Raw genomic sequence first — 21,658 nt, 5'->3', positions numbered from 1 at the left:
AGGAAATGCAGCGTCTTCGGAGAAAATTACTGTATTCAACGACGAACTTTAGGTCATACGAACAGGAAATGGAACTTCGTTTTGCGGCTACTTGCGCGGCACTATGTCAGACAGGCAGCGCGCGCCCTTCCCCGGCTTCGCCATGGTCAATTTTGCCCCTCTGGCAATAGCGGGAAACTGCATTACTCTGTTTTAAAAGGAAGTCCGTTTAGGAACGGAATATGTCTCAGAAGGATCAGGAACAGGACTGGCCCAAGCAGGACATGGAGTCCGGCACGCTCACCGCGCTTGCCCACCTTTACCGCGCGGAGGTGTTTCGCAGCACACATTGGCGCACCCGCCTCGATAACACCACCAACTGGGCCGTCGTCACCACCGGCATCGCCCTGTCCGCGACATTCTCCAACAAGGAAGCCTCACCCTTGCCCATGGTGCTGGTGGGGCTGCTGGTAACTGTTTTCCTGATCTTCGAAGCTCGCCGCTACCGCTACTACAACATGTTTCGGGCCCGGGCACGGCTGATGGAGACGGACTTTTACGCGCCTATCCTCGCTGGAGGCAAAGTGCCCATGCGCGGAAGCTGGGCAACGATGCTCTCCGACGACTATGAGATGCCGCATTATCATATCTCGCTGGTCAGGGCGGCAGGACGGCGCTTGCGCAGCAACTATTCCTGGATCCTGGCGATCCAGGCTGTCGCCTACTACGGCAAGCTGGCGATACACCCCGTCCCACTGACCAGCCTTGCCGACGTGTTCCAACGGGCGGCGATAGGGCCGATCCCCGGATGGACCGTCATGCTTGCAGGTCTTGTCTTTCATACCAGCTGGGTGGTGTTTGCCATCGTGACCTTGCGGCTGGACAAGCTCTACCGGGAAAAACGCCGCTCGCCGATGCAGTCGATCTGAGACAGCCGATGTCAGCTTCGAGAAGCATGTGTCTTTTCCTCCGGCAGCAGGGTGTGGTATGGGCCTCTCAGTCCACTTCGGAGATTTTATGTCCTGACCTCTCGGGCACCCATAGGTGCCCATCCGCAAATCGCCTCCGCTGTCATGGAGTGCATTTGCCAAACCTGAAGAGAGACACCACCCGGTCGTGACCTCATGATCGGACGAGGACAATGTTATCCAAATGATCAGACCCTATGTCAGCCAGGACGCTGAACGGATCATCCATATCTGGCGCAAGGCCAGTGAATTCGCCCACCCGTTTCTGAGTGACGACTTCCACGACATGGCCGCCATTGCCATCCGCGACATCTATCTGCCAAAGGCGGAAACCTACGTCACGGAGATCAATGGTGTTGCCGTCGGTTTCATCTCGCTGCTGGACAACTACATCGGCGGCTTGTTTCTGGACCCGCAATATCATGGACGCGGCCTCGGAAGGGCCCTTGTGGATCACGCGGTCAAACAGAAGGGGCCGCTCACGGTTGAAGTCTTCAAGGAGAATGCTCGCGGCCGGCGTTTTTACACTGCCTATGGCTTTGTGCCGACCGAAGAATACTTTCACGAACAGGCACAGCACGTCAGCATTAAAATGACGATGAAGCCCTGACAGGAAAGCGGCGGCCTTCGGGCCGCCGCAACAGGCTTTGGCTCAGAACCGGCTTGCCGCAAAGGGCGCTGGATCGATATCAGGCCGCGCGCCCTCGATCATGTCCGCAATCATCCGCCCTGTGACGGCAGACTGCGTCAGACCGTGGTGGGCGTGGCCAAAGGCATAAAAGATGCTGCTATGCCGTGTTGCCGGCGAGATGACCGGCAGGCTGTCAGGAATGGACGGGCGGAACCCCATCCAGCGTTTGCCGCCTTCCGACTTGAGCTCCGGGAAAAACAGCTTTGCCTTGGCCAGCATTGCGTCCACGCGGCGCCAGTTCGGCGGCAGGTCGAGACCACCGAATTCCACCGCCCCGCCGACACGCAAGCCGCTGGACAGACGCGACAGGACGAACCCGTGACCGGACAGCATGATCATGCGGTTCACGTTAACGCCGGGGTTCGGGATGGTGATGTTGTAACCGCGCTCCGTATCCAGCGGGATCGGATCTCCCAGCTGCGCGGCAAGGGCCTTCGACCATGCCCCGCAGGCAATGACCAGTCGCTCGGCCGCGATCGTGCTGCCATCTTTCAGGATCACGTCACAGCCCTTGTCATTGGGCTGCAAGCGGCTGACCTCACCAACCTCGAACTTGACACCCTGAGATGACAGCCACTCGGCAACCGAAAGGCAAAGGACCTTGGGCTCATCCACCTGCACCCAGTCCGGCACGAGTGCCCCGCCGACGACACGGGAAGAAAGGTCCGGTTCCAGATCCCGGATCGCAGATGCATCCAGCTCCTCAACCTTGATGCCGTAGTCGCGCTGCTCCGCCCAGCCCGCGCGCGAGGCTTCAAGCGACTGCACCGTGTCGAACAGTTCCAGGCAGCCGTCCCGGCGCACCTGGTTGTGGGTTCCCGTTGTCCGCCAGAGCGCTTCCCACGCCGGAAGAGCGCCTCCATTCAGATCCGCCAGCGCCTTCGTGCTCTGCGCCATCTTTGCAGGGTTTGAAGCTGCCATGAAACGCAGCATCCACGGCAGGATCTTGAGCGCATAAGCCGGACGGACCGACAAGGGACCCAGCGGATCCAGCATCCATTTGAAGGCCTGTTTCCAAAGACCAGGCGAAGCAAGAGGCGCAACGTCTGTCCAGGCGATGGCAGCGGCGTTGCCCTGGCTTGCGCCTGCCGCAGGGCCTTCGCGGTCCAGCACCGTTACGCCGTATCCGCGTTGCACCAGGCTGGCAGCAGTCGCCAGCCCGACGATGCCCGCACCAATCACATGGACATGTCCCTTGCTCATTCGGCGTGTCTTTTCTCGTTCGCGATCAACGACCTGTTCGGCGAAACAATGCGGGTATCGCAAGGATCCACCGACCGGACCAACAGTCTGTTTTCAGGTTCACCGTCCTGCCAGAACCGGCAAGGCTCGTCTAGCGGCCAACCTTCTGATATATCACTCGCACATCTGAAACATATAAAGGCTCAGACTTTCATGTCCGCAGATTCCAGCCGATCCACTCAGGCCTACCGCCTGCTGGAAGAAGAAATCGTGACCCTGAAACTGAAACCAGGGGCAACAGTCACGGAAGCCGCGCTTACACAGAGACTGGGTTTTGGCAGAACACCCATACGCGAAGCCATTCAGCGGCTGTCCTGGGAAGGCCTTTTGAGCATCCGGCCGCGGCTTGGCATTGTCGTTGCGGAAATGAACCCGTCCGATTTTCTGAAGGTCCTTGAGGCCCGCCACGCCCTGGAACGTCTCGTTGCAGGGCTGGCAGCGCGGCTTGCCAGCAAGGACGACCGCAGAACCCTGGAAGCGATTGCGCTAGACATGCGCGAGGCGGCTGCGAAGCCGGACGTGGCGGACTATCTGCGCCTGGACAAAGCCTTCGACGAAGTCGTTTCGGCCGCTGCCTGCAACCCATTTGCAGCAAAGGCTCTGGCCCCTTTGCAGACGCAGAGCCGCCGGTTCTGGTACCGCCATTTTGGTGAGGAGGATCTCACCCCGGCAGCCTGGAGCCACATGGAGGTCATGCGCGCCGTTGCCGCCGGAGACGAGGCCGCCGCGATGGATCACGCGGAAAACCTGATGCTGTACCTGCGCCGTCAGGCAACAACGCTGGTCAGCGGCTCCGGTTAGGCAGCCGCCGGAAAGTGAGACCGTGTCCGGTTTGCAAAGGCGACCAGGGACAGCATCACCGGCACTTCCACAAGAACACCGACAACCGTCGCAAGGGCAGCGCCCGAGTTCAGACCGAACAGGCTGATGGCAACGGCCACGGCAAGTTCGAAGAAGTTGGACGTCCCGATCAGCGCTGCCGGCGCGGCGGTGTTGAACGGCACCCGCCACAGATACCCCCAGGCGTAGGCGACGAAGAAAATGCCATAGCTCTGGATCAGCAGGGGCACGGCAATCAACACGATCACCAGCGGCTTTTCCAGAATGGTCTGCGCCTGAAATCCGAACAGCAGGACAACGGTTGCCAGAAGCCCCATGACGGAGAAGGGTTTGACCTTTCCCGTGAACTCGGCGATGCGCTCGTCGCTCCCCGATCCATCCAGCGCCTTGCGGGTAAAATAGCCGGCCACCAGCGGAATGATCACATAAAGGATCACCGACAGCAGCAAGGTCTGCCACGGCACGACAATGTCTGTCACACCAAGCAGCAGCGCTGCGATGGGCGCGAAGGCAAACACCATGATGATGTCGTTGATGGAGACCTGGACCAGCGTGTAGTTGGCATCGCCGCGCACCAGCTGGCTCCAGACGAAGACCATGGCCGTGCACGGCGCAACCCCGAGCAGGATCATGCCGGCGATGTACTCTTTCGCAGTCTGCGGATCCACCAGCCCCGCAAATACGTGCTCGAAGAACAGGATGCCGAGTGCAGCCATCGTGAAGGGCTTCACCAGCCAGTTGACGACGATCGTGATGCAGAGCCCCTTCGGCTTGCGGCCGACATCCTTCAGCGAGGCAAAATCGACGTTGACCATCATCGGGTAGATCATCACCCAGATGAGTACGGCCACAACCAGATTGACGCTGGCATATTCCAGAGAGGCGATCGCCTCGAAGATCCCGGGAAAGAGGGCGCCGAGCCCGACCCCGGCGGCAATGCACAAGGCAACCCAGAGCGACAAGAAGCGCTCGAAGAGCCCCATGGGTGACGTTTCCTGTGTCATTCCAACTCTCTCTCACATCGGCATTTCAGCAAACCAGGGAGCAGCGTGGAAAACCTGCCCGAGGTGTCTCAACATCAATTCGCTCAGAACCGGTCACGCAGCTTGCCTTGCAGTCGAAAGGAACCCCCTTCCGGCATCCAGGCGTATCTGTTTCCTGAATGTCAGCACTTCCCACCTGGTTCACAGCCGCCACCGGCCACAAGCGATGCGATCGGTGCGCAGAGTTCCGGGTTGCCGCCGCAGCAATCCTGCAACAGGTAGGTCACGAGGCCCTGCATCGCTTCCAGGCTCGCCCGATAACAAATCGAGCGCCCGTCCCGTTCGGCGTGCACAAGGCCGGAACGGGACAAGGCGCCCAGGTGGGTCGACAGGGTATTCGGACGCACATCGAGTGCATCTGAGATGGCACCGGCGGTCATGCCTTCTTTTCCGGCCTTCACCAACAGGCGAAAGACGTCGAGGCGGGTTTCCTGACCAAGAGCTGCCAATGCATTCAGGGCGTCTTCTTTTTCCATATTTCGAGAATACTCGAAATATGGAACTATGCAACCCAAAAATTGCTGCATTGCGAGAAATTGCAAACCGAAGCTGCGACCGGGCGGGAATGTGAGCGCAGGTCAATCCCGGCAGCTCCGTGACCGAAAGCAAAAGACCCCCGCTCCGGAAAGAGCGAGGGTCTTATTTTCCGCGTCTGACAGAACTGCCGGTTCAGGCAGCCTTTGCAGCCAGTCGTTTCCTGATGCTTTCCACATCCGCATTCGGCGTCGCGGCGAACAGTGTCTTGGTGTAATCGTGCTGCGGGTTCTCGAAAACCTCGTCCCGCGTGCCGTATTCCACCACTTCACCGAAATACATCACCATCACCTTGTCTGCGATGTAGCGCACCACCGACAGGTCGTGAGAGATGAACACATAGGTGAGGCCCATTTCCTCCTGCAGGTCTGCAAGCAGGTTCAGAATCTGCGCCTGGACCGACAGGTCAAGCGCGGAGACCGGCTCGTCGAGCACCAGCAACTTCGGCTTCATCATGATCGCCCGCGCAATCGCGATGCGCTGGCGCTGGCCACCGGAGAACATGTGCGGATAACGGCCGTAATGCTCCGGCTGCAACCCGACTTTCTCCAGCATCTGCAGCGCCAGGTCACGGCGCTCTGCCGACGGCATGTCGGTGTTCAGGAGAAGCGGCTCTTCCAGAACATGGCCAATCTTCTGGCGCGGGTTCAGCGAGCCATAGGGGTTCTGGAAAACGATCTGCACCTTCTGGCGCATTTCTCGGGAAATACCGGTCTTGGAGATATCGATCGGCAGGCCGTCGATCTCGATAAGGCCGGAAGACTGAGCGTCGATCATGGTAAGCATGCGCGCAAGGGTCGACTTGCCACAGCCACTTTCGCCGACCACGGCAAGGGTGGTGCCGCGTTCCACATCCAGGTTCACACCCTTGACGGCAGTCAGGGTCGACGCCTTCTTGAACATGCCGCCCTTGATGTCATAGGTCCGGTACAGATCGCGGACCTTGAGGATCACATCGTCAGCCATCTCAGAAACCTCCCGCTTCGGCAAAGTCGCTCACCGTCGGCAAGCGGTCGCCCGTGGCATTTTCCGGCAGCGCTGAAAGCAATGCCTTCGTATACGGGTTCTTTGGGTTTTCGAAGAGGGACAGCACGTCGGCCTCCTCCATCTTGCGGCCCTTGTACTGCACGATGACACGATCGGCCGTTTCGGCCACCACGCCCATGTCATGGGTAATCATGATCAGCCCCATGCCGCTGTCCTGCTGCAGCTTGACCAGGAGATCCAGGATCTGTTTCTGGATTGTCACGTCGAGGGCAGTCGTCGGCTCATCGGCGATCAGCAATTTCGGGGCACAGGCAATTGCCATGGCGATCATCACGCGCTGGCACTGGCCGCCGGACATCTGATGCGGAAATGCGGACAGGCGTTCGGCTGGGTTCGGAATACCGACGGAGGTCAGGATCTCGACCACCCGGTCCCGGGCCTTACGTCCCTTCAACCCCATGTGGGTCTTCAATGTTTCACTGAGCTGGAAGCCAACCGTGAAACACGGGTTGAGACTGGCAATCGGCTCCTGGAAGATCATCGAGATGTCTTTCCCGATCACCCGGCGCCGTTCCTTGGCCGACAGGGTGCGCAGGTCGAGACCCTCGAATTCCATCTTGTCGGCGGTGATCGTTGCCGTGTTCGGCAGCAGACCCATGGTCGCCAGCATGGCGACGGATTTTCCGGACCCGGATTCGCCGACGATCGCCAGGACTTCGCCCGCATCGACCGCATAATCAACGCCGTCGAGCGCCTTGAACGGGCCCTTGGCGGTGTCGAACTCGACCTTCAGGTTTCTGATTTCAAGAAGAGACATGGCTTAGCTCCTCTTCAGTTTCGGGTCGAGCGCATCGCGCAGACCGTCACCGACCAGGTTGATGGCAAGAACGGTGATCAGGATCGCCAGACCCGGGAAGGTTACCACCCACCACGCGCGCAGGATGAATTCACGCGCTTCGGCAAGCATGGTGCCCCATTCCGGTGTTGGCGGCTGTGCTCCCATGCCCAGGAAGCCGAGGGCGGCCGCATCCAGGATCGCGTTGGAGAACGACAGCGTCGCCTGAACGATCAGCGGCGCCAGACAGTTGGGCAGGATCGTCTTGAACATCAGCCGCATGTGCCCGGCACCTGCCACTTTCGCCGCGACGACATAGTCCCGTGTGCGTTCGGACAGGACGGCCGCGCGGGTCAGACGCACGAAATGCGGCTGCAGCACGATGGCAATTGCGATCATGGCGTTGATCAGCCCGGGCCCCAGGATAGCCACCAGCACGAGGGCCAGCAGAAGCGAGGGGAATGCCAGGATGATGTCCATCACACGCATGATCAGCGTGTCGGTCATGCCGCGCATGTAACCGGCGACAAGGCCGATCACGACACCGCCGACAAGGGCGATGGTGACAACGACAACACCGATGAACAGCGAGAAGCGCGCGCCGAAGATGAGGCGCGAAAGAATATCACGGCCAACGGCGTCCGTTCCCAGCAGGAACGCGGCCTTGCCGCCCTCCTCCCAGACCGGAGGCACGAGGAAACTGTCGCGATACTGAAAGTCGGGACTATGCGGTGCGACCAGCGGCGCGAAGATGGCCATGAGGACCAGCAACGCGAACACCACGAGGCCGACAACGGCACCCTTGTTCTGTGAGAAGTAGTACCAGAACTCGACAAGCTGCGCCTTGGTGGCGTTGCGGCTTTCTGCCTGGAGCTTGGTCTGATCGGCTTTCGCAGCCGGCGAGGTATTTGTCATTTTCCTTGTCCCCGGCTCAGTTGTGGCGAATTCGCGGATTGATCAGGCCGTAGAGCACGTCCACGATCAGGTTGACCATCATGATGATCCCGGCAATCAGCAGCAGACCACCCTGGACCACGAAGTAGTCGCGGCGCGAGATGCTGTCGACGAGCCATTTGCCGATGCCCGGCCAGGAGAAGATAGTCTCGGTCAGGATCGCGCCGGCAAGAAGCACCCCGACCTGCAGGCCGATGGTGGTCACCACCGGGATAAGGGCATTGCGCAGCGCATGCAGACCGATCACCGCGCGGGGCGGCAGGCCTTTCGCGCGGGCCGTGCGCACATAGTCCTCGCCCAGAACTTCCAGCATGGCGGATCGTGTCTGGCGTGCGATCACCGCCATCGGAATGGTCGCCAGAACGATGGACGGCAGGATCAGGTGCCGGACGGCGGAGAGGAAGGCCCCCTTCTCGCCGGACAACAGACTGTCGATCAGCATGAAGCCGGTGACCTGCGGGAAGAAGAACATCAGCGAGATGCGCCCGGAGACCGGTGTCCAGCCGAGGGTTCCCGAAAACAGGATGATCAGCAGCAGGCCCCACCAGAAGATCGGCATCGAGTAGCCGACCAGCGCCGTGCCCATGATTGCCTGGTCGGCAACCGATCCGCGCTTCACGGCCGCGAAAATGCCGGCGGGAATGCCAAGGCAGACGGCAATGATGATGGCGCAGAGCGCGAGTTCGGCAGTCGCCGGAAACAGTGTCAGAAATTCATCCAGCACCGGCTTCTTCGACACGAAGGACGTGCCCAGATCCCCCTGGAAGATACCTGCGATGTAGTCGAGGTACTGTTGCCAGAGCGGTTTGTCGAAGCCAAGCTGGCCAAGGACCTGAGCCCTCCGCTCATCAGATATACCGCGCTCGCCTGCGAGCAGTTCGGCAGGATCGCCGGGCAGCATGCGGATAAACGAGAAGGCGACGAGGGTGACGCCGAAGAATGTCGGTATCAACAGGCCGAGACGACCTAGAAGAAAGCGAAGCATGTCAGGTTCCAGATACGAAGAGCCAGCGGAAACGACCTGATGTCAGGAAAGCATCCGCCGGCCAGAATGTCCGAAGGCGCCGGCATTGCTGCCAGCGCCCTCTTCGAGTTAGGCGGATTTACTCCGCAATGTCCACGCCGTCAAACCAGTGGCCGCCGAGCGGGTCCATGACGTAGCCAGAGACCTTGGAGGACATCGGCATGAAGACCACGGAGTGCGCGATGGTTGCCCACGGAGCCTGCTCCTTGAACACGACCTGTGCCTCTTCGTAGAGCTTGGTGCGCTCTTCCTTGCTGGTCACGGTCTTTGCCTTCTTGATCAGCGCGTCGAACTCTTCGTTGCACCACTGGGCGCGGTTGGAGCCGCCGACACCGTCACAGCCGAGCAGAACGGCCAGGAAGTTGTCCGGGTCACCGTTGTCACCGGTCCAGCCGAGAAGCACGGCACCGTCGCGGTTCTCGTCCTTGGAACGGGACAGGTATTCACCCCATTCGTAGGAAACGATCTCGACGTTCACGCCGACGTTCGCGAAATCGGCCTGCATGACTTCAGCCATACGACGAGCGTTCGGGTTGTACGGACGCTGTACCGGCATTGCCCAGATCTTCATGGAAAGATCGGATACACCAGCTGCTGCCAGCATTTCCTTGGCCAGTTCCGGATTGTAGTCGTCGTCTTCAACGGCGTCGTTGTAGGACCACATGGTCGGCGGGATCGGGTTCTTGGCAGCCTGGCCGGAGCCCTGGAAAACTGCGTCGAGGATCGCCTGCTTGTTGATCGCGTGGTTCAGCGCCTTGCGGACTTCCGGCTTGTCGAACGGTGCCTGCTTGGTGTTGTAAGCGAGGTAACCGACGTTCAGGCCCTGCTGTTCCATCAGGGTCAGGTTGCCGTCAGCCTTGATGTCGGCGATGTCGGCCGGTGCCGGGTACGGCATGACGTGACATTCACCGGCCTTCAGCTTCTGAAGACGCACGGCTGCATCCGGAGTGATCGCGAAGATCAGGTTGTCGACCGGCTGCTTGCCACCCCAGTAGTCCGGGTTTGCCGCATAACGGATCACGGCGTCCTTCTGGTAACCCACGAAGGAGAACGGACCGGTGCCGACCGGCTGCTGGTTCAGCTGTTCCTTGGAACCGGCTGCTTCAAGCTGGGCTGCGTATTCGGCGGACACGACGGAAGCGAAGTCCATCGCCAGGTTGGCGATCATCGGTGCTTCCGGACGGTTCAGGACGAACTTGACCGTGTAGTCGTCAACCCTGACGATTTCCTTGATCAGGTCCGGCATGGACATGCCATCGAAATATTCCCACGCGGTACCGGCGGTGTATTCGTGCCACGGATGATCCTTCTTCAGCTGACGCTCGAAGGTGAAGATCACGTCGTCTGCATTGAATTCACGGGTCGGCGTGAAGAAGCTGGTGGTGTGGAACTTCACACCCTGACGCAGCTTGAAGGTGTATTCCAGACCGTCTTCGGAAACTTCCCAGCTTTCAGCCAGGCCCGGCAGCACTTCGGTCGTGCCGCGCTTGAACTCGACAAGCCGGTTGTAGATCGGCTTGGAGGAAGCGTCGAACGTCGTGCCTGCGGTGTAAAGTGCAGCATCAAAGCCTTCAGGCGAACCTTCAGAGCAATAAACCAGGTTTTTTGCAGAAGCGCCGGTTGCTGCAATCACAGCAAGGCTTACGCCAAGAAGGGATGCCTTCAAGGTTTTTTGGAAATTCATCAAACTGTTCTCCCCTTGATGAAGAGCAAGGGCCTTGCATCGTTGAATCGCGCAAAGGAGTTAAGCCCAAGCCAGCGCAAACTAAGGCGTTTTTTTGGCAGAAAATCAACTGCCAACATATTTCTAATTTGAGGATGTTTTTGAAATTTTTTTGCTAGGTAAGAGTTGCTGCCGTAAATTTTTAATGCGGCAACGTTAACTCACGAGAAACAAATACCGCAACGGCAGCGTTTTTCAAGCTTCATCTAACCGCCTGAAAACAAAAGGCTCCCGCAACAACGGGAGCCCCTGAATTTCTCAATCCTGCGTAGAACGGGTTCGTTTGACAGCGTCCTGCCATCCGGCAAGCAATCTGGCCCGCTCACTTTCCTGTAAACGCGGCTCGAAACGCTTTTCCAGCTTCCATTCTGCCGAAAATGCCTCGGCGCCAGGCCAGATACCTGCCTTCGATCCGGCGAGCCACGCAGCCCCGAGCGCCGTCGTTTCCGGGACAGTCGGCCGGTCGACCGGCGCGCCCAGAATGTCGGCCAGGAACTGCATCGTCCAGTCGGATGCCGTCATGCCGCCATCGACACGGAGCACCGGCTGTTCGGCCTCCGGCCAGTCTGCCCGCATGGCTTCAACCAGGTCGCTGGTCTGGTAACCGACGCTTTGCAGGACCGCCCGGGCAATTTCCTTCGGACCCGTGTTTCGCGTCAGACCGAACAGCGCTCCCCGGGCTTCCGCGTCCCAATAGGGAGCGCCAAGACCAACGAAGGCAGGAACAAGGTAGACGTTCTGGTTGGGATCTGCCTGTTCGGCAAGTGACTGCGTGTCGCCGGCACTTTCGATGAGCCCCAGACCGTCGCGCAGCCACTGCACGGCAGCACCGGCAACGAAGATCGACCCTTCGAGCGCATATGTGGTTTCGCCGTTCAGCCTGTAGGCGATGGTCGTCAGCATGCGGTTGTTGGACCGGACCGGTTTGGACCCGGTGTTCATCAGTGCAAAGCAACCCGTGCCGTAGGTGGACTTGACCATTCCCGGCTTGAAGCATGCCTGCCCGACCGTCGCGGCCTGCTGGTCGCCGGCAACACCGAGGATCGGTATTGCCCGGCCGAACAATTCCGTATCGGTGACGCCGAAATCATCCGCACTGTCCTTGACCTCGGGCAGCAGGTTCTGCGGGATGTTGAGGAGCTTGCACAGCTCTTCATCCCACTTGTTTTCGTGAATGTTGTAGATCAGCGTCCGGGAAGCGTTGGTGGCATCGGTAGCGTGTACCTTGCCGCCCGTGAGTTGCCAGATCAACCATGTGTCGACGGTGCCGAAGGCAAGCTCACCGCGTTCCGCACGCTCGCGCACACCGTCCACATTTTCGAGGATCCAGGCGATCTTGGTTCCGGAAAAATAGGGATCCAGCAACAGGCCCGTCTTGGCGGAAAAAACTCCTTCGCGGCCTTCCGAGCGCAATTTCGCGCAGAAATCGGCCGTACGCCGATCCTGCCAGACAATGGCGTTGTAGACCGGTTCGCCCGTTGAGCGGTCCCAGACAAGGGTGGTTTCTCGCTGGTTGGTGATCCCGATCGCGGCAACATCCGCGCCACCGGACGGTGCCTTTTCCAGCGCCTCCCGGCACACGCGCAGCGTACTCGTCCAGATATCGGCCGGCGAATGCTCCACCCAACCCGACTTCGGGAAGTGTTGCGGAAACTCCTGCTGCCCCACACTGATTGGATGGAAATCGTCGCCGAAGACAATTGCCCGGCTCGACGTCGTGCCCTGGTCTATTGCCAAAACACATCCGGCCATGGCGCACCTCCCGTTTTCTTCTTGTCATGAAAACTGCCGGCAAGGCCGGCAGGTCATTTGGTTCCGTTTGATAAAACTATGCCGCAGCGCCGGCCTGCTCCGCAAGATAAGCCGACAGATAGGTGTCCAGCTCGGCAGCTTCCTCCCCGCTGAGCCGCAACCCCAGTTTCGTCCGTCGCCACAGGATGTCCTGCGCACTGCGAGCCCATTCGCGGCGGACCAGCCATTTCACTTCCGCTTCATGTAGATTGTAGCCAAAACAGCGGCCGAGATCGTCGAGCGTCTTTGCTTCCCCGAGTATGAAACGCGCATCCGTGCCGTAAAGACGGGTCAGACGAGTGGCGAAGACCTTGTCCAGGAACGGATAATCAGCCTTGAGGCGTGACACTTCCGCATCGAACTCGCTCACCTTAAAATCACCGCCCGGCAGCGGCGCATAGGCCGTCCAAACCCCGCGCTTGAAAGGCAGATACGGCTCCAACTTTTCCAGGACATGCTCGGCAAGCTTGCGATAGGTCGTGATCTTGCCGCCAAAGACGGACAGGATCGCCGGCTTTGCATCGCCCGCATCCAGCTCAAGCACATAGTCGCGCGTCGCTGCCTTGGCATCCTTTGCGCCGTCATCGTAGAGCGGGCGGACGCCGGAATAGGTATGAACCACGTCTTCAGGCGTGATCGCATTTGCCAGATACTCGCTCGCCGCCTTGCACAGATACGCGATCTCGTCTTTCGAGATCTCGACCTTGCTCAGGTCATCCTGGAAATCGACATCGGTCGTGCCAATCAGTGTGAAGTCGTTTTCATAAGGAATGGCGAACACGATCCGGCCGTCACCGTTCTGGAAGATGAAGCAACGGTCGTGTTCGAACTGGCGCTTGACGATGATGTGGCTGCCCTTGACCAGCCGGACGCTGGAACTGTTGTTCGCCCCGGTAACGCCGCTCAGCATGTCCGCAACCCAGGGCCCGGCGGCATTGACCAGCACATTGGCAGTGACGGTCTTTTCCTCGCCGCTTGCAAAGTCTTTTAGAACGACCTGCCAGACGTCGCCGTCGCGCCGCGCGCTGATGCATTTGGTGCGCGTCTGGATTTCGGCACCGCGATCAGCCGCATCGCGCGCATTCAGAACCACCAGCCGGGCATCGTCCACCCAGCAGTCCGAATATTCGAACCCCTTCTTGAAGAGCTTCTTGAGCCCTTGCGAGAACGGAGCCTGATCCAGGCGCACGGTCTTGGTGGCCGGCAGCAATTCCCGCCCGCCGAGATGGTCATACATGAAGAGGCCGAGCCGCAGGAGCCATGCCGGACGCAGGTCCTTGTGATGCGGCAGGATGAACCGCAGCGGCCAGGCAATATGCGGCGCTGCGCGCCACAACACTTCACGCTCTTTCAGCGCTTTGCGCACCAGACCGAACTCGTAATATTCCAGATAGCGCAGCCCGCCGTGGATGAGCTTGGTCGAGGCCGACGATGTGGCGCCGGCAAGGTCACCCATTTCGACCAGAAGAACCGAAGCCCCCCGGCCGACCGCGTCGCGGGCGATGCCCGTTCCGTTGATGCCCCCACCAATGATCAAAAGATCGTAATCCGCAGCCATAACTGTCCCCGGCCTGTGTTTTTGCGTCTCAGGATTGAAAATGAAAATAAAACGAAACTTCTCGAAATTCAATCAACAATTTCGCACACCAAGACGAAACACCCCGGCAAGAAGCTCGCGCCTCCGCCGGGGTTAAATAGACCACTCAGAAACTACAAGGTATTGATCTGTCTAGTTTTCTCCGTCCTCTGCCGGAGCATCGTCCTCCAACTGGGTCGAAGAAACGTCAACCTTCTTACGCTGTTTCGGTTTGTCCCCGTCTTCCACGAAGGGAGGCGTCGCGGCGTGATAGGTCACTTGCGGGAACGGGATTTCGATGTTCCGTTCGTCAAAGACCTGTTTGACGAATTCGTTATACGCACGCCCGACGCCCCACTGATCCCCCGGGACGGTCTTGATACGGCCGCGGATATCAATGGAACTGGCACCGAAATTGGTAACGCCGTGCATTTCGAAATCACCGATGATCTTTGGTCCGAAATCCGTTTCCTTCAGTCTGCGGAAGGCTTCCAGCATCGCGTCCTTGGCGTGGGTGATATTCGTGTCGTAGGCAACACCGATCAGCGCGACATGATAGGAGAAGCCGCGCATGAAGTTGGACACCATGTCGACCGACGAGAACGGAATGATGTGGGTTGTTCCATCGATATCGCGCATGCGCACCGACCGGACGGTGATCCCCTCGACCGTTCCCGTTATCCCGGCAACAGTGACGACGTCGCCCTCGTTGATGGCATTCTCGACCTGGATGAAGGCTCCGGTGATGATGTCCTTGACCAGGGTCTGCGCACCGAAGGAAATTGCCAGACCGACAACACCGGCACCGGCGATCAGCGGACCGATATCGACACCCACTTCCGACAGTGACAAGAGCAGTGCCATCACCACAATGACGACCGTCGATGCGTTGCGGAACAACTGGAACAGCGTGCGTTCGCGCGCTGTAACGATGTATCCGGAACGTGACTGCAGCCTGAGGTCCACCCACGACATGACGGCAAGCCAGATCATGAAAGCGACGAGCAGAACCAGGAAGGCAGAACCGTAGCTGCTCAGAAGCTGCACCCCGGCTTCGCTGACCAGCCATTCGGCAACCGTCAACAGACCCCAGATCTCCAGAAGCAGCAACACCGTCACCAGGAAGACGGCGAACCGGATGAACTTCAGAAGGCGCGGCACAAAGGCGTTCAGCCGGCTCTGAAGCGCCGGAAGGGTCCGGTTCAGGTCATCCGGCAGACGTATCCCTCCCTTGATGGCCTTGGTGACAACCAGAGAAATGGCCATGCCCGCCATGATGGTGAGGATCGACAGACCCGTTGCCCGCAGAATAATGGTTGTCGCGTCAAACGGCCGGGTCACCCAGATGATGAAAACCGCCGCGATATAGCCGTAGGCAGCCAGGTGCCAGAGCTGACCGACGAGCACGAGCGCACGCTTGGCAAGGGCGCTCTGCAGATGCTCGGCGTAATCCCGCGCACCCTCGTTTACCCGGTGCCTGTTCTGGTGCACCAGCACCAGAAGATAGATCATCCCGAGAAGCACGACGAGGAACCGCAAGGCGTTGCCGAGCACGAAGGATACCGCAACATTGGCGATCGGCACGGCGAGGAACAGGCCGAAGACCATCCAGTACATGAACAACCGCAAACGGCCGTACCAGTAGAGCGAACTTTCATCGGTGAACGGCAGCAACCGCAGTTCCGGCCGCCCCGGCGCAAATATGAAGCGCAGCGAAACGTTGGCCATGCCAAGGATGAAAAACGCGTTCAGCGCGAGACTTTCCTGAAGCGTTACGCCTGCATTTATTCCACCGAAGCTTGCCAGGGCCGCCGCGTTGCCGACGGCCCAACCGACGCCTACCGTCACTGCATCGACGACCGATGTCAGAACAAGAATGAAGCTGCGCGTCAGCCCACCGCCGTAACGCGCATAAAGCGACATGCGCGGATAGAGTGCCTTCGCGATCAGCTGGCTGGCAAAAAAGCCGAGATAAGCCGCAAGAAGCACGATGCCGACCTGGATCGCGATATCCTCGACCCGGTCCCATTTCACCGGAATATCGCCGCGCGCGACCAGAACCAGGCCGTTCAACGAGCGCATTGCCTGCTCCAGCAGATACCCCGCGTCATCTACCAGAACCCGTGTGTATTCACCGATCCGCAGGGCAAAGTTTTCCTGTTGTAGGGGTTGGGAGATACCCTCAACCGGAATTGCAGCCTCATTCCCGGGAACCTGCCTGTCACCATCAGCAGGCTGACCGTTCCCTGTGCTTTTCTGCAAGAGATCGATCAACGCCGCCCGGCTTTCAGGGTCGTTCAGGACCTTTATCAGGGCCTGGCTCGCCTGTTCGACATCGGCCGGTGGCGTCTGCTCCTGCGCTGGGGCCTGCCCCCCGCTTTCCTGAGCCAGAACCGGAGCCAACCCGGCAAGCATCATTGTCATCAGGGCAAAGAGGCAGCAGCGCAAAATCTTCATTTCAAACTCTTGTCAATTCCAGGAAGACCGGCGGGGGTCCGGCCATGGCAGGGACAATATGGAGGAACGCTCGCGGATGAAAAGGGTTCAGACTGCTGTCTTCGGACATTTTTTAGGTACTATTATAAAACGCAAGTTTCCCGTGCAGTAACGACCGTATCAAAACCAGCAGAAACAAGGATTCACTGGAAATCGCAAAAAGATTTCACCTTTACGCAAGGTAATATGCCAGCCTCCATTTATCGGGTAACGTAATAATAACAATATGGGCGCCAATCTGGCCCGACGAGGAGGAAGGATGCCCAGGTCCTTGATCAAACTTGCACAGGAAGGCACAGACGAGGCGCGACGACGGCTGTTCGCGCAGGTGAGCGAACTTGTGATCGCGAACCTCGATGAGCGGACCGACCGGGAACTGGCAATCTTCTCCGAAGTAATCATAAAACTGTACAGTGTCGGCTCGCCCAGGGACCGTGCCAGGCTGGCCCACAAGCTCGCTTCGCAAGTCAACACCCCGCCGGAGCTTGCCCGCAAGATCGCCGAAGACGACGTCAACGTGGCCATGCCGCTACTTGCGCAAAGCCCCGCGCTGACCCAGGAAGACCTGATCGACTTTGTCGAACGGCTGAGCAACAGCCACCTGCAGGTGATTGCCCGCCGCACGGATCTCTCGCCTGAAGTCTCAGATGCCATTGCCGAAAAAGGCGACCGCCCGGTGCACCGTATTCTGGCCGGCAACCGCGAGATCAAACTGTCCCGCGAAACGATGCTGAGTTTCGTCAAATACGCCACGGAAGACGTGGTCCTGCGCGAGGACCTGTGCCTGCGCTCCGATCTTTCCCCGGCAGTGTGCCGGGCCTTGCTGCCGCTTGTGGACGATGAAACCAAGAAGCGTCTGCGCAGTATCATCGAAGGCTCCCTGTCGCAGGATCAACTGGACCAGATCGCAAGACTGAAGGTGCTGCGCCGGGAGTTCGGCGATGCCCTCAACAATCCGGACATGACCCTCCTGTGGCGCGAAGCGGAGCGTGCGGAAATCACCGTCAACGAGCTTATGATTCTGTTGCTGCAGGATGGCCGCTTCAATCATGCGATCGAGCTGCTCAGCGCGCGCGGCCGAACGGCCCAGAAGGCGCTCAAGGATGCGGTCTTCAACGGCAAGAAGGATCTGGTTCTCAGAACCGCGGAGAAAGCCGGCCTCGACACGCCGACCTTCGCCCTTTTCGCCAAGGTTCGCTGCGACCACTTGAAGATCCCGGCAACGCAGGGCTCCGAATGGACGGCCACCTACAAGAAGTTTCTCGACAGCACGGCACAGACCAAACAATCCCGATGCGGTGATTTCCAGGCGAACCGGCGGGAAAAGAAACCAAGACCCACGGGTGATCGTCCCGGACGTGTCGCGGCAATGTAGCGACAACGCGCAGCGTTGCTTCGCGCCAACCGACTTATCGAAGCGCAACCTTGTCAGCGCTTTTTCTAGTCCGCGTTTTCCGAGAATTCAGCTTTTGGAACAAAGCGTCGCGGCGATTGCCGTCGACAGGGTCGCGGCCGCGTAGAACCAGAGGCCCGGCAAAATGGCGGCTGCCGCCAGTCCGCTTGTCTTGGCGGCAAAAAGCACCAGCGCCACCAGCATGACATCCAGCATCGACCACTTGCTGACCATCGACAGGAGCGCAAGCGAACGCGTCTTGGCACCACTAAGCACGGCCACATGGATCAGAAGGATCTTTAGCGCGGGAAACCCGATCGAAAACAGCGCCACGATCGCGGCAAGAACCGCATCGCCCTCGTGATAGAGGCTGGTCACCATTTCGATCAGCGTCGGTCGGTCTTCCAGAAAATAGAGGCGCTCGAACCGCATGAGCGGCTGCGTCAGTCCGAGGGCGAACGAGAAAGTGGAAACGGGAAGCAGCAAAGCCAGAAAAAATCGCATTGAAACTGCCGTACCCTGGCTATCGCGTAAACTTGTAGCGGCACCTGCGCCCGGCAACACCGAGAGGAGCACCATTTCCTATATCACCCGGATCGGAAAGCACAAAACCTGACCGCCGCGAGCAACGATCAGGAATATAAGAACGTATATCAAGCCCTGCCAGCCCCCATTCGGAGACCGGCTGCTTCCAGGGGAGTTCAGTAAGCCGTTATCGACCTCGAGCCCGCGCAGCAACTTCGTCGAGCTGATCCTGCTCCGCCAGTTCCTGGGCCGTGCGCTCGCGCTGCTGGTCGCGTTCTTCCAGCTGCTCGAACTTCTTCAGCTCCTCGATCGCCTCGCTGAGCTCGTCCTGGGCACGTTGCAGCTGGTCGTCCAGTTCATGCGCGGAATTGCGCAGGTTGTCGCGACGGTCCGCTGCGGCCTTGGCAAACGTCGGATAGGCAAAATGCGTGACATCCGTAATACCGACCCGCTCCTGCTCCGACCGGATCTGGTCATCAAGTTCATCGGCCATACGGTTGAACTCGGCGATCATGCTCTCGATCTGAGCAAGCTGTCGTCGTTTCTCGTCAACCTGAAACCGCTTCAAACGGATCAAACTGTCTCGGGTTTTCATTACTCAATACTCCCCTAACACGGGCAGTCTACCCCTGAGTCATTTCCAAAAGGTTGGCAAGTTGCTCATACCCGTCAGAAAGTGATGTCGCTTCGTCTTTTCCCTGATTCAGGAATTCGTCGATCATGTCGAACCTGTAGATGGCTTCGTCCACGGTCGGGTCCGACCCCTTACGGTATGCGCCCAGCCGGATCAATTCTTCCATGTCCGTATAGGTCGACAGAAGTTGTCGGGCCCTGCGAAGAACCGGGAGCTGCTCCGGCGGCACGCAGCGCGGCATGGTTCGTGACACGGATTTCAGCACATTGATTGCCGGATAACGGCCACGCTCGGCAATGCCGCGTTCCATCACCACGTGGCCATCGAGAATACCGCGCACCGCGTCGGCCACAGGCTCGTTGTGATTGTCACCTTCCACAAGAACGGTGAAAAGGCCGGTGATCGATCCGCTGTTCTCCTTGCCGGGACCTGCCCGTTCCAGAAGTCGCGGCAATTCAGTGAAGACCGTCGGCGTATAGCCCTTGGAGGTTGGCGGCTCGCCGATCGACAAGCCGATTTCGCGCTGTGCCATGGCGAATCGCGTTACCGAGTCCATCATGCACAGCACGTTCTTGCCTTCATCGCGGAAATGTTCGGCAACAGTCATGGTCAGATAGGCGGCCTGCCGCCGCATCAGAACGCTTTCATCTGAGGTCGCGACGACGACCACGGAGCGCTCCAGCCCCGAATCGCCCAGATCGTCCTCGATGAACTCCTGAACCTCTCGACCGCGTTCACCGATTAGGCCGATGACCGCGACATCACATTTTGTATTGCGCGCCAGCATGGACATCAGCACGGACTTGCCGACGCCGGAGCCGGCAAAAATGCCCATTCGCTGCCCCTCGCAACAGGTTACGAATGTATTAAGTGCGCGAACGCCGAGATCCAGGGGCGGTCCAACTCGTTTACGTTCGGAGGCCGGCGGAGGCGAACTTCGCAATTTGCGAGGCACTCCGCCATGAACAAGACTTCCTTTACCATCAATCGGTTCACCAAGTGCGTTAATCACTCGGCCAAGCCAGGCATTTGCCGGATGAACCACGCTGTCACGCGATTGAATCACGGCTTTGCAACCCATTCGCACGCCTTCGAGCCCGGAAAAAGGCATACAAAGTGCGTGTCCTTCACGAAAACCCACAACCTCTGCAGGCACTTTCGGGTTATCCTCACCGTTGTCGATCAACAATCTCGAGCCGACACTCATTTCGTGAATAGGGCCCGCAATCTCGACGAGAAGTCCCTGAACCGCAGTCACCCGGCCATAAATTTCGGTCGGCATGAGCGAATCAATCTCGGCGAAAAGCGCCTTCACGTAAGATTCCTTCCCTCGTTAACGGTTTTGGTAACCGATCGTTTACGACTCTGGTTAATCTTAACCTTTGGAAGGCTGACAAGCGAGAGCCATTTCGAAGTCAAAACGGCTTTGTTGAAAGGAATCTGAACGGAATCGGTTAGCGCCGGTTCTTAAAGTTCAACATTAAGATTTGTGAATCCGAATTTTTTCTGGGGATTCAATAAGTTGAGTGTTGTTCACAGTTTCCTCTCTCCAGAGCTTGCCGTTACGAATCATATTTTGTTAACCATTAACCGATAGCTTTGAGTCGGGGTTAACATCAGTCCTTCGTAGCAGGCACCGACAGAGCCGTTGCGACTTGCCCAGGAAAGGCAGAACAAGGGGATTGGCATGCGTGTATTGTTGATTGAGGATGACAGCGCCACGGCGCAGAGCATCGAGCTGATGCTGAAGTCCGAGAACTTCAACGTCTACACGACAGATCTTGGCGAGGAAGGCATCGACCTCGGCAAACTGTACGATTACGACATCATTATGTTGGATTTGAACCTGCCGGACATGTCCGGTTACGAGGTTCTCCGGACACTACGCGTTTCCAAGGTCAAGACACCGATCCTGATCCTTTCCGGTAACGCGGGTATCGAAGACAAGGTTCGCGGCCTCGGCTTCGGCGCCGACGATTACATGACCAAGCCGTTCCACAAGGACGAGCTGGTCGCGCGTATCCACGCAATCGTCCGCCGCTCCAAGGGGCACGCACAGTCGGTCATCGTCACTGGCGACCTGAAGGTCAACCTGGACACCAAAACCGTCGAAGTCGGCGGCCAGCGCGTCCATCTGACCGGCAAGGAATACCAGATGCTGGAGCTTCTCTCCCTGCGCAAGGGAACGACGCTCACCAAGGAGATGTTCCTGAACCATCTCTATGGCGGCATGGACGAGCCGGAACTGAAGATCATCGACGTGTTTATCTGTAAGCTTCGCAAGAAGCTGGCAGCTGCAACCTCCGGCAAGAACTACATCGAAACGGTGTGGGGCCGAGGTTACGTTCTGCGCGAGCCGGACGTCGAAGCAGCCGCCTGATCCAGCATCAGACGTTGACGTTTTAAAAGCCCCGGCACTGCCG

General features: G+C 58.8%; 19 protein-coding genes. 5 read left to right on the top strand and 14 right to left on the bottom strand.

The features are described 5' to 3' along the window. The first annotated feature begins 221 nt into the window (after positions 1-221). Together HEP89_RS12395 and HEP89_RS12390 are read left to right on the top strand one after the other, a co-directional pair. Positions 222-908: a DUF2270 domain-containing protein gene (locus HEP89_RS12395; protein ID WP_023003387.1), complete on the top strand. Its 687-nt coding sequence runs from the start codon at positions 222-224 to the stop codon at positions 906-908. A 223-nt stretch (positions 909-1,131) separates the two neighbouring features. Then, on the top strand, positions 1,132-1,557 hold the full coding sequence (locus tag HEP89_RS12390) for a GNAT family N-acetyltransferase (protein ID WP_168692140.1): 426 nt from the start codon (positions 1,132-1,134) through the stop codon (positions 1,555-1,557). A gap of 42 nt (positions 1,558-1,599) precedes the next feature. On the opposite strand, the gene HEP89_RS12385 is transcribed toward HEP89_RS12390, so the two are convergent. Beyond that, entirely contained in the window at positions 1,600-2,841 is a 1,242-nt protein-coding gene (locus HEP89_RS12385) for an FAD-dependent oxidoreductase (RefSeq protein ID WP_168692139.1), read from the bottom strand. Positions 2,842-3,033: 192 nt separating this feature from the next. On the opposite strand from HEP89_RS12385, the gene HEP89_RS12380 reads away from it, so the two are divergent. Next, entirely contained in the window at positions 3,034-3,681 is a 648-nt protein-coding gene (locus tag HEP89_RS12380) for a GntR family transcriptional regulator (protein ID WP_168692138.1), read from the top strand. Here the strand turns inward: HEP89_RS12380 and arsB are convergent. From arsB to HEP89_RS12330, 10 genes are all read right to left on the bottom strand, one after another. Continuing rightward, positions 3,678-4,724 (bottom strand): ACR3 family arsenite efflux transporter, encoded by a 1,047-nt coding sequence (gene arsB / locus HEP89_RS12375; protein WP_168692137.1) that lies wholly within the window; start codon positions 4,722-4,724, stop codon positions 3,678-3,680. The two genes, HEP89_RS12380 and arsB, sit on opposite strands and share 4 nt — an antisense overlap. Before the next feature lie 161 nt (positions 4,725-4,885). Next, entirely contained in the window at positions 4,886-5,239 is a 354-nt protein-coding gene (locus HEP89_RS12370; RefSeq protein ID WP_055661220.1) for a metalloregulator ArsR/SmtB family transcription factor, read from the bottom strand. Positions 5,240-5,432: 193 nt separating this feature from the next. Further along, positions 5,433-6,263: a dipeptide ABC transporter ATP-binding protein gene (locus HEP89_RS12365; protein ID WP_023003393.1), complete on the bottom strand. Its 831-nt coding sequence runs from the start codon at positions 6,261-6,263 to the stop codon at positions 5,433-5,435. Between the two features lies 1 nt (position 6,264). Next, positions 6,265-7,101, bottom strand: coding sequence for an ABC transporter ATP-binding protein (locus HEP89_RS12360; RefSeq protein WP_055661219.1), 837 nt, complete (start codon positions 7,099-7,101; stop codon positions 6,265-6,267). A 3-nt stretch (positions 7,102-7,104) separates the two neighbouring features. Next, on the bottom strand, positions 7,105-8,034 hold the full coding sequence (locus HEP89_RS12355) for an ABC transporter permease subunit (RefSeq protein WP_023003395.1): 930 nt from the start codon (positions 8,032-8,034) through the stop codon (positions 7,105-7,107). A gap of 16 nt (positions 8,035-8,050) precedes the next feature. Then, complete coding sequence (locus HEP89_RS12350; RefSeq protein ID WP_023003396.1) at positions 8,051-9,058, bottom strand: ABC transporter permease subunit; 1,008 nt, start codon at positions 9,056-9,058, stop codon at positions 8,051-8,053. 118 nt (positions 9,059-9,176) lie between these two features. Further along, positions 9,177-10,781 carry an ABC transporter substrate-binding protein gene (locus HEP89_RS12345; RefSeq protein WP_023003397.1) on the bottom strand — a complete coding sequence of 535 codons (1,605 nt, stop codon included), beginning with the start codon at positions 10,779-10,781 and terminating at the stop codon, positions 9,177-9,179. 297 nt (positions 10,782-11,078) lie between these two features. Continuing rightward, entirely contained in the window at positions 11,079-12,572 is a 1,494-nt protein-coding gene (gene glpK, locus HEP89_RS12340) for a glycerol kinase GlpK (RefSeq protein ID WP_168692136.1), read from the bottom strand. 76 nt (positions 12,573-12,648) lie between these two features. Beyond that, a complete protein-coding gene (gene glpD / locus HEP89_RS12335; RefSeq protein ID WP_168692135.1) occupies positions 12,649-14,169 on the bottom strand; it encodes a glycerol-3-phosphate dehydrogenase in 1,521 nt (506 codons plus the stop codon). A gap of 171 nt (positions 14,170-14,340) precedes the next feature. Further along, positions 14,341-16,644 (bottom strand): mechanosensitive ion channel domain-containing protein, encoded by a 2,304-nt coding sequence (locus tag HEP89_RS12330; RefSeq protein WP_209014624.1) that lies wholly within the window; start codon positions 16,642-16,644, stop codon positions 14,341-14,343. Positions 16,645-16,942: 298 nt separating this feature from the next. Between HEP89_RS12330 and HEP89_RS12325 the strand changes: the two genes are divergently transcribed. Continuing rightward, the gene (locus HEP89_RS12325) at positions 16,943-18,058 is read left to right on the top strand and encodes a DUF2336 domain-containing protein (RefSeq protein ID WP_023003401.1); all 1,116 of its coding nucleotides are present in this window, start codon (positions 16,943-16,945) and stop codon (positions 18,056-18,058) included. Positions 18,059-18,145: 87 nt separating this feature from the next. Here the strand turns inward: HEP89_RS12325 and HEP89_RS12320 are convergent, their stop codons facing one another. The 3 genes from HEP89_RS12320 to fliI all read right to left on the bottom strand — a co-directional run bounded on the left by HEP89_RS12320 (position 18,146) and on the right by fliI (position 20,550). After that, a complete protein-coding gene (locus HEP89_RS12320) occupies positions 18,146-18,580 on the bottom strand; it encodes a paraquat-inducible protein A (RefSeq protein WP_055661214.1) in 435 nt (144 codons plus the stop codon). Between the two features lie 208 nt (positions 18,581-18,788). Further along, positions 18,789-19,196 (bottom strand): flagellar export protein FliJ, encoded by a 408-nt coding sequence (fliJ, locus tag HEP89_RS12315; protein ID WP_023003403.1) that lies wholly within the window; start codon positions 19,194-19,196, stop codon positions 18,789-18,791. 28 nt (positions 19,197-19,224) lie between these two features. Then, entirely contained in the window at positions 19,225-20,550 is a 1,326-nt protein-coding gene (gene fliI, locus HEP89_RS12310) for a flagellar protein export ATPase FliI (RefSeq protein ID WP_031270495.1), read from the bottom strand. A 372-nt stretch (positions 20,551-20,922) separates the two neighbouring features. On the opposite strand from fliI, the gene ctrA reads away from it, so the two are divergent. Beyond that, positions 20,923-21,615 carry a response regulator transcription factor CtrA gene (gene ctrA, locus HEP89_RS12305; protein ID WP_031270498.1) on the top strand — a complete coding sequence of 231 codons (693 nt, stop codon included), beginning with the start codon at positions 20,923-20,925 and terminating at the stop codon, positions 21,613-21,615. Positions 21,616-21,658: the final 43 nt, after the last annotated feature.

Source organism: Labrenzia sp. 5N, from assembly GCF_012395805.1.
GTDB classification, from domain to species: Bacteria; Pseudomonadota; Alphaproteobacteria; order Rhizobiales; family Stappiaceae; genus Roseibium; species Roseibium algicola.
This window is presented reverse-complemented; position numbering and strand designations above follow the sequence as displayed.

What these genes read in the sequence shown, in the direction of transcription:
- HEP89_RS12395 (WP_023003387.1), top strand. Translation starts at nt 222, where the DNA reads ATGTCTCAGAAGGATCAGGAACAGGACTGGCCCAAGCAGGACATGGAG.
- HEP89_RS12390 (WP_168692140.1), top strand. Translation starts at nt 1,132, where the DNA reads ATGATCAGACCCTATGTCAGCCAGGACGCTGAACGGATCATCCATATC.
- HEP89_RS12385 (WP_168692139.1), bottom strand. Translation starts at nt 2,841, where the DNA reads ATGAGCAAGGGACATGTCCATGTGATTGGTGCGGGCATCGTCGGGCTG.
- HEP89_RS12380 (WP_168692138.1), top strand. Translation starts at nt 3,034, where the DNA reads ATGTCCGCAGATTCCAGCCGATCCACTCAGGCCTACCGCCTGCTGGAA.
- arsB (WP_168692137.1), bottom strand. Translation starts at nt 4,724, where the DNA reads ATGACACAGGAAACGTCACCCATGGGGCTCTTCGAGCGCTTCTTGTCG.
- HEP89_RS12370 (WP_055661220.1), bottom strand. Translation starts at nt 5,239, where the DNA reads ATGGAAAAAGAAGACGCCCTGAATGCATTGGCAGCTCTTGGTCAGGAA.
- HEP89_RS12365 (WP_023003393.1), bottom strand. Translation starts at nt 6,263, where the DNA reads ATGGCTGACGATGTGATCCTCAAGGTCCGCGATCTGTACCGGACCTAT.
- HEP89_RS12360 (WP_055661219.1), bottom strand. Translation starts at nt 7,101, where the DNA reads ATGTCTCTTCTTGAAATCAGAAACCTGAAGGTCGAGTTCGACACCGCC.
- HEP89_RS12355 (WP_023003395.1), bottom strand. Translation starts at nt 8,034, where the DNA reads ATGACAAATACCTCGCCGGCTGCGAAAGCCGATCAGACCAAGCTCCAG.
- HEP89_RS12350 (WP_023003396.1), bottom strand. Translation starts at nt 9,058, where the DNA reads ATGCTTCGCTTTCTTCTAGGTCGTCTCGGCCTGTTGATACCGACATTC.
- HEP89_RS12345 (WP_023003397.1), bottom strand. Translation starts at nt 10,781, where the DNA reads ATGAATTTCCAAAAAACCTTGAAGGCATCCCTTCTTGGCGTAAGCCTT.
- glpK (WP_168692136.1), bottom strand. Translation starts at nt 12,572, where the DNA reads ATGGCCGGATGTGTTTTGGCAATAGACCAGGGCACGACGTCGAGCCGG.
- glpD (WP_168692135.1), bottom strand. Translation starts at nt 14,169, where the DNA reads ATGGCTGCGGATTACGATCTTTTGATCATTGGTGGGGGCATCAACGGA.
- HEP89_RS12330 (WP_209014624.1), bottom strand. Translation starts at nt 16,644, where the DNA reads ATGAAGATTTTGCGCTGCTGCCTCTTTGCCCTGATGACAATGATGCTT.
- HEP89_RS12325 (WP_023003401.1), top strand. Translation starts at nt 16,943, where the DNA reads ATGCCCAGGTCCTTGATCAAACTTGCACAGGAAGGCACAGACGAGGCG.
- HEP89_RS12320 (WP_055661214.1), bottom strand. Translation starts at nt 18,580, where the DNA reads ATGCGATTTTTTCTGGCTTTGCTGCTTCCCGTTTCCACTTTCTCGTTC.
- fliJ (WP_023003403.1), bottom strand. Translation starts at nt 19,196, where the DNA reads ATGAAAACCCGAGACAGTTTGATCCGTTTGAAGCGGTTTCAGGTTGAC.
- ctrA (WP_031270498.1), top strand. Translation starts at nt 20,923, where the DNA reads ATGCGTGTATTGTTGATTGAGGATGACAGCGCCACGGCGCAGAGCATC.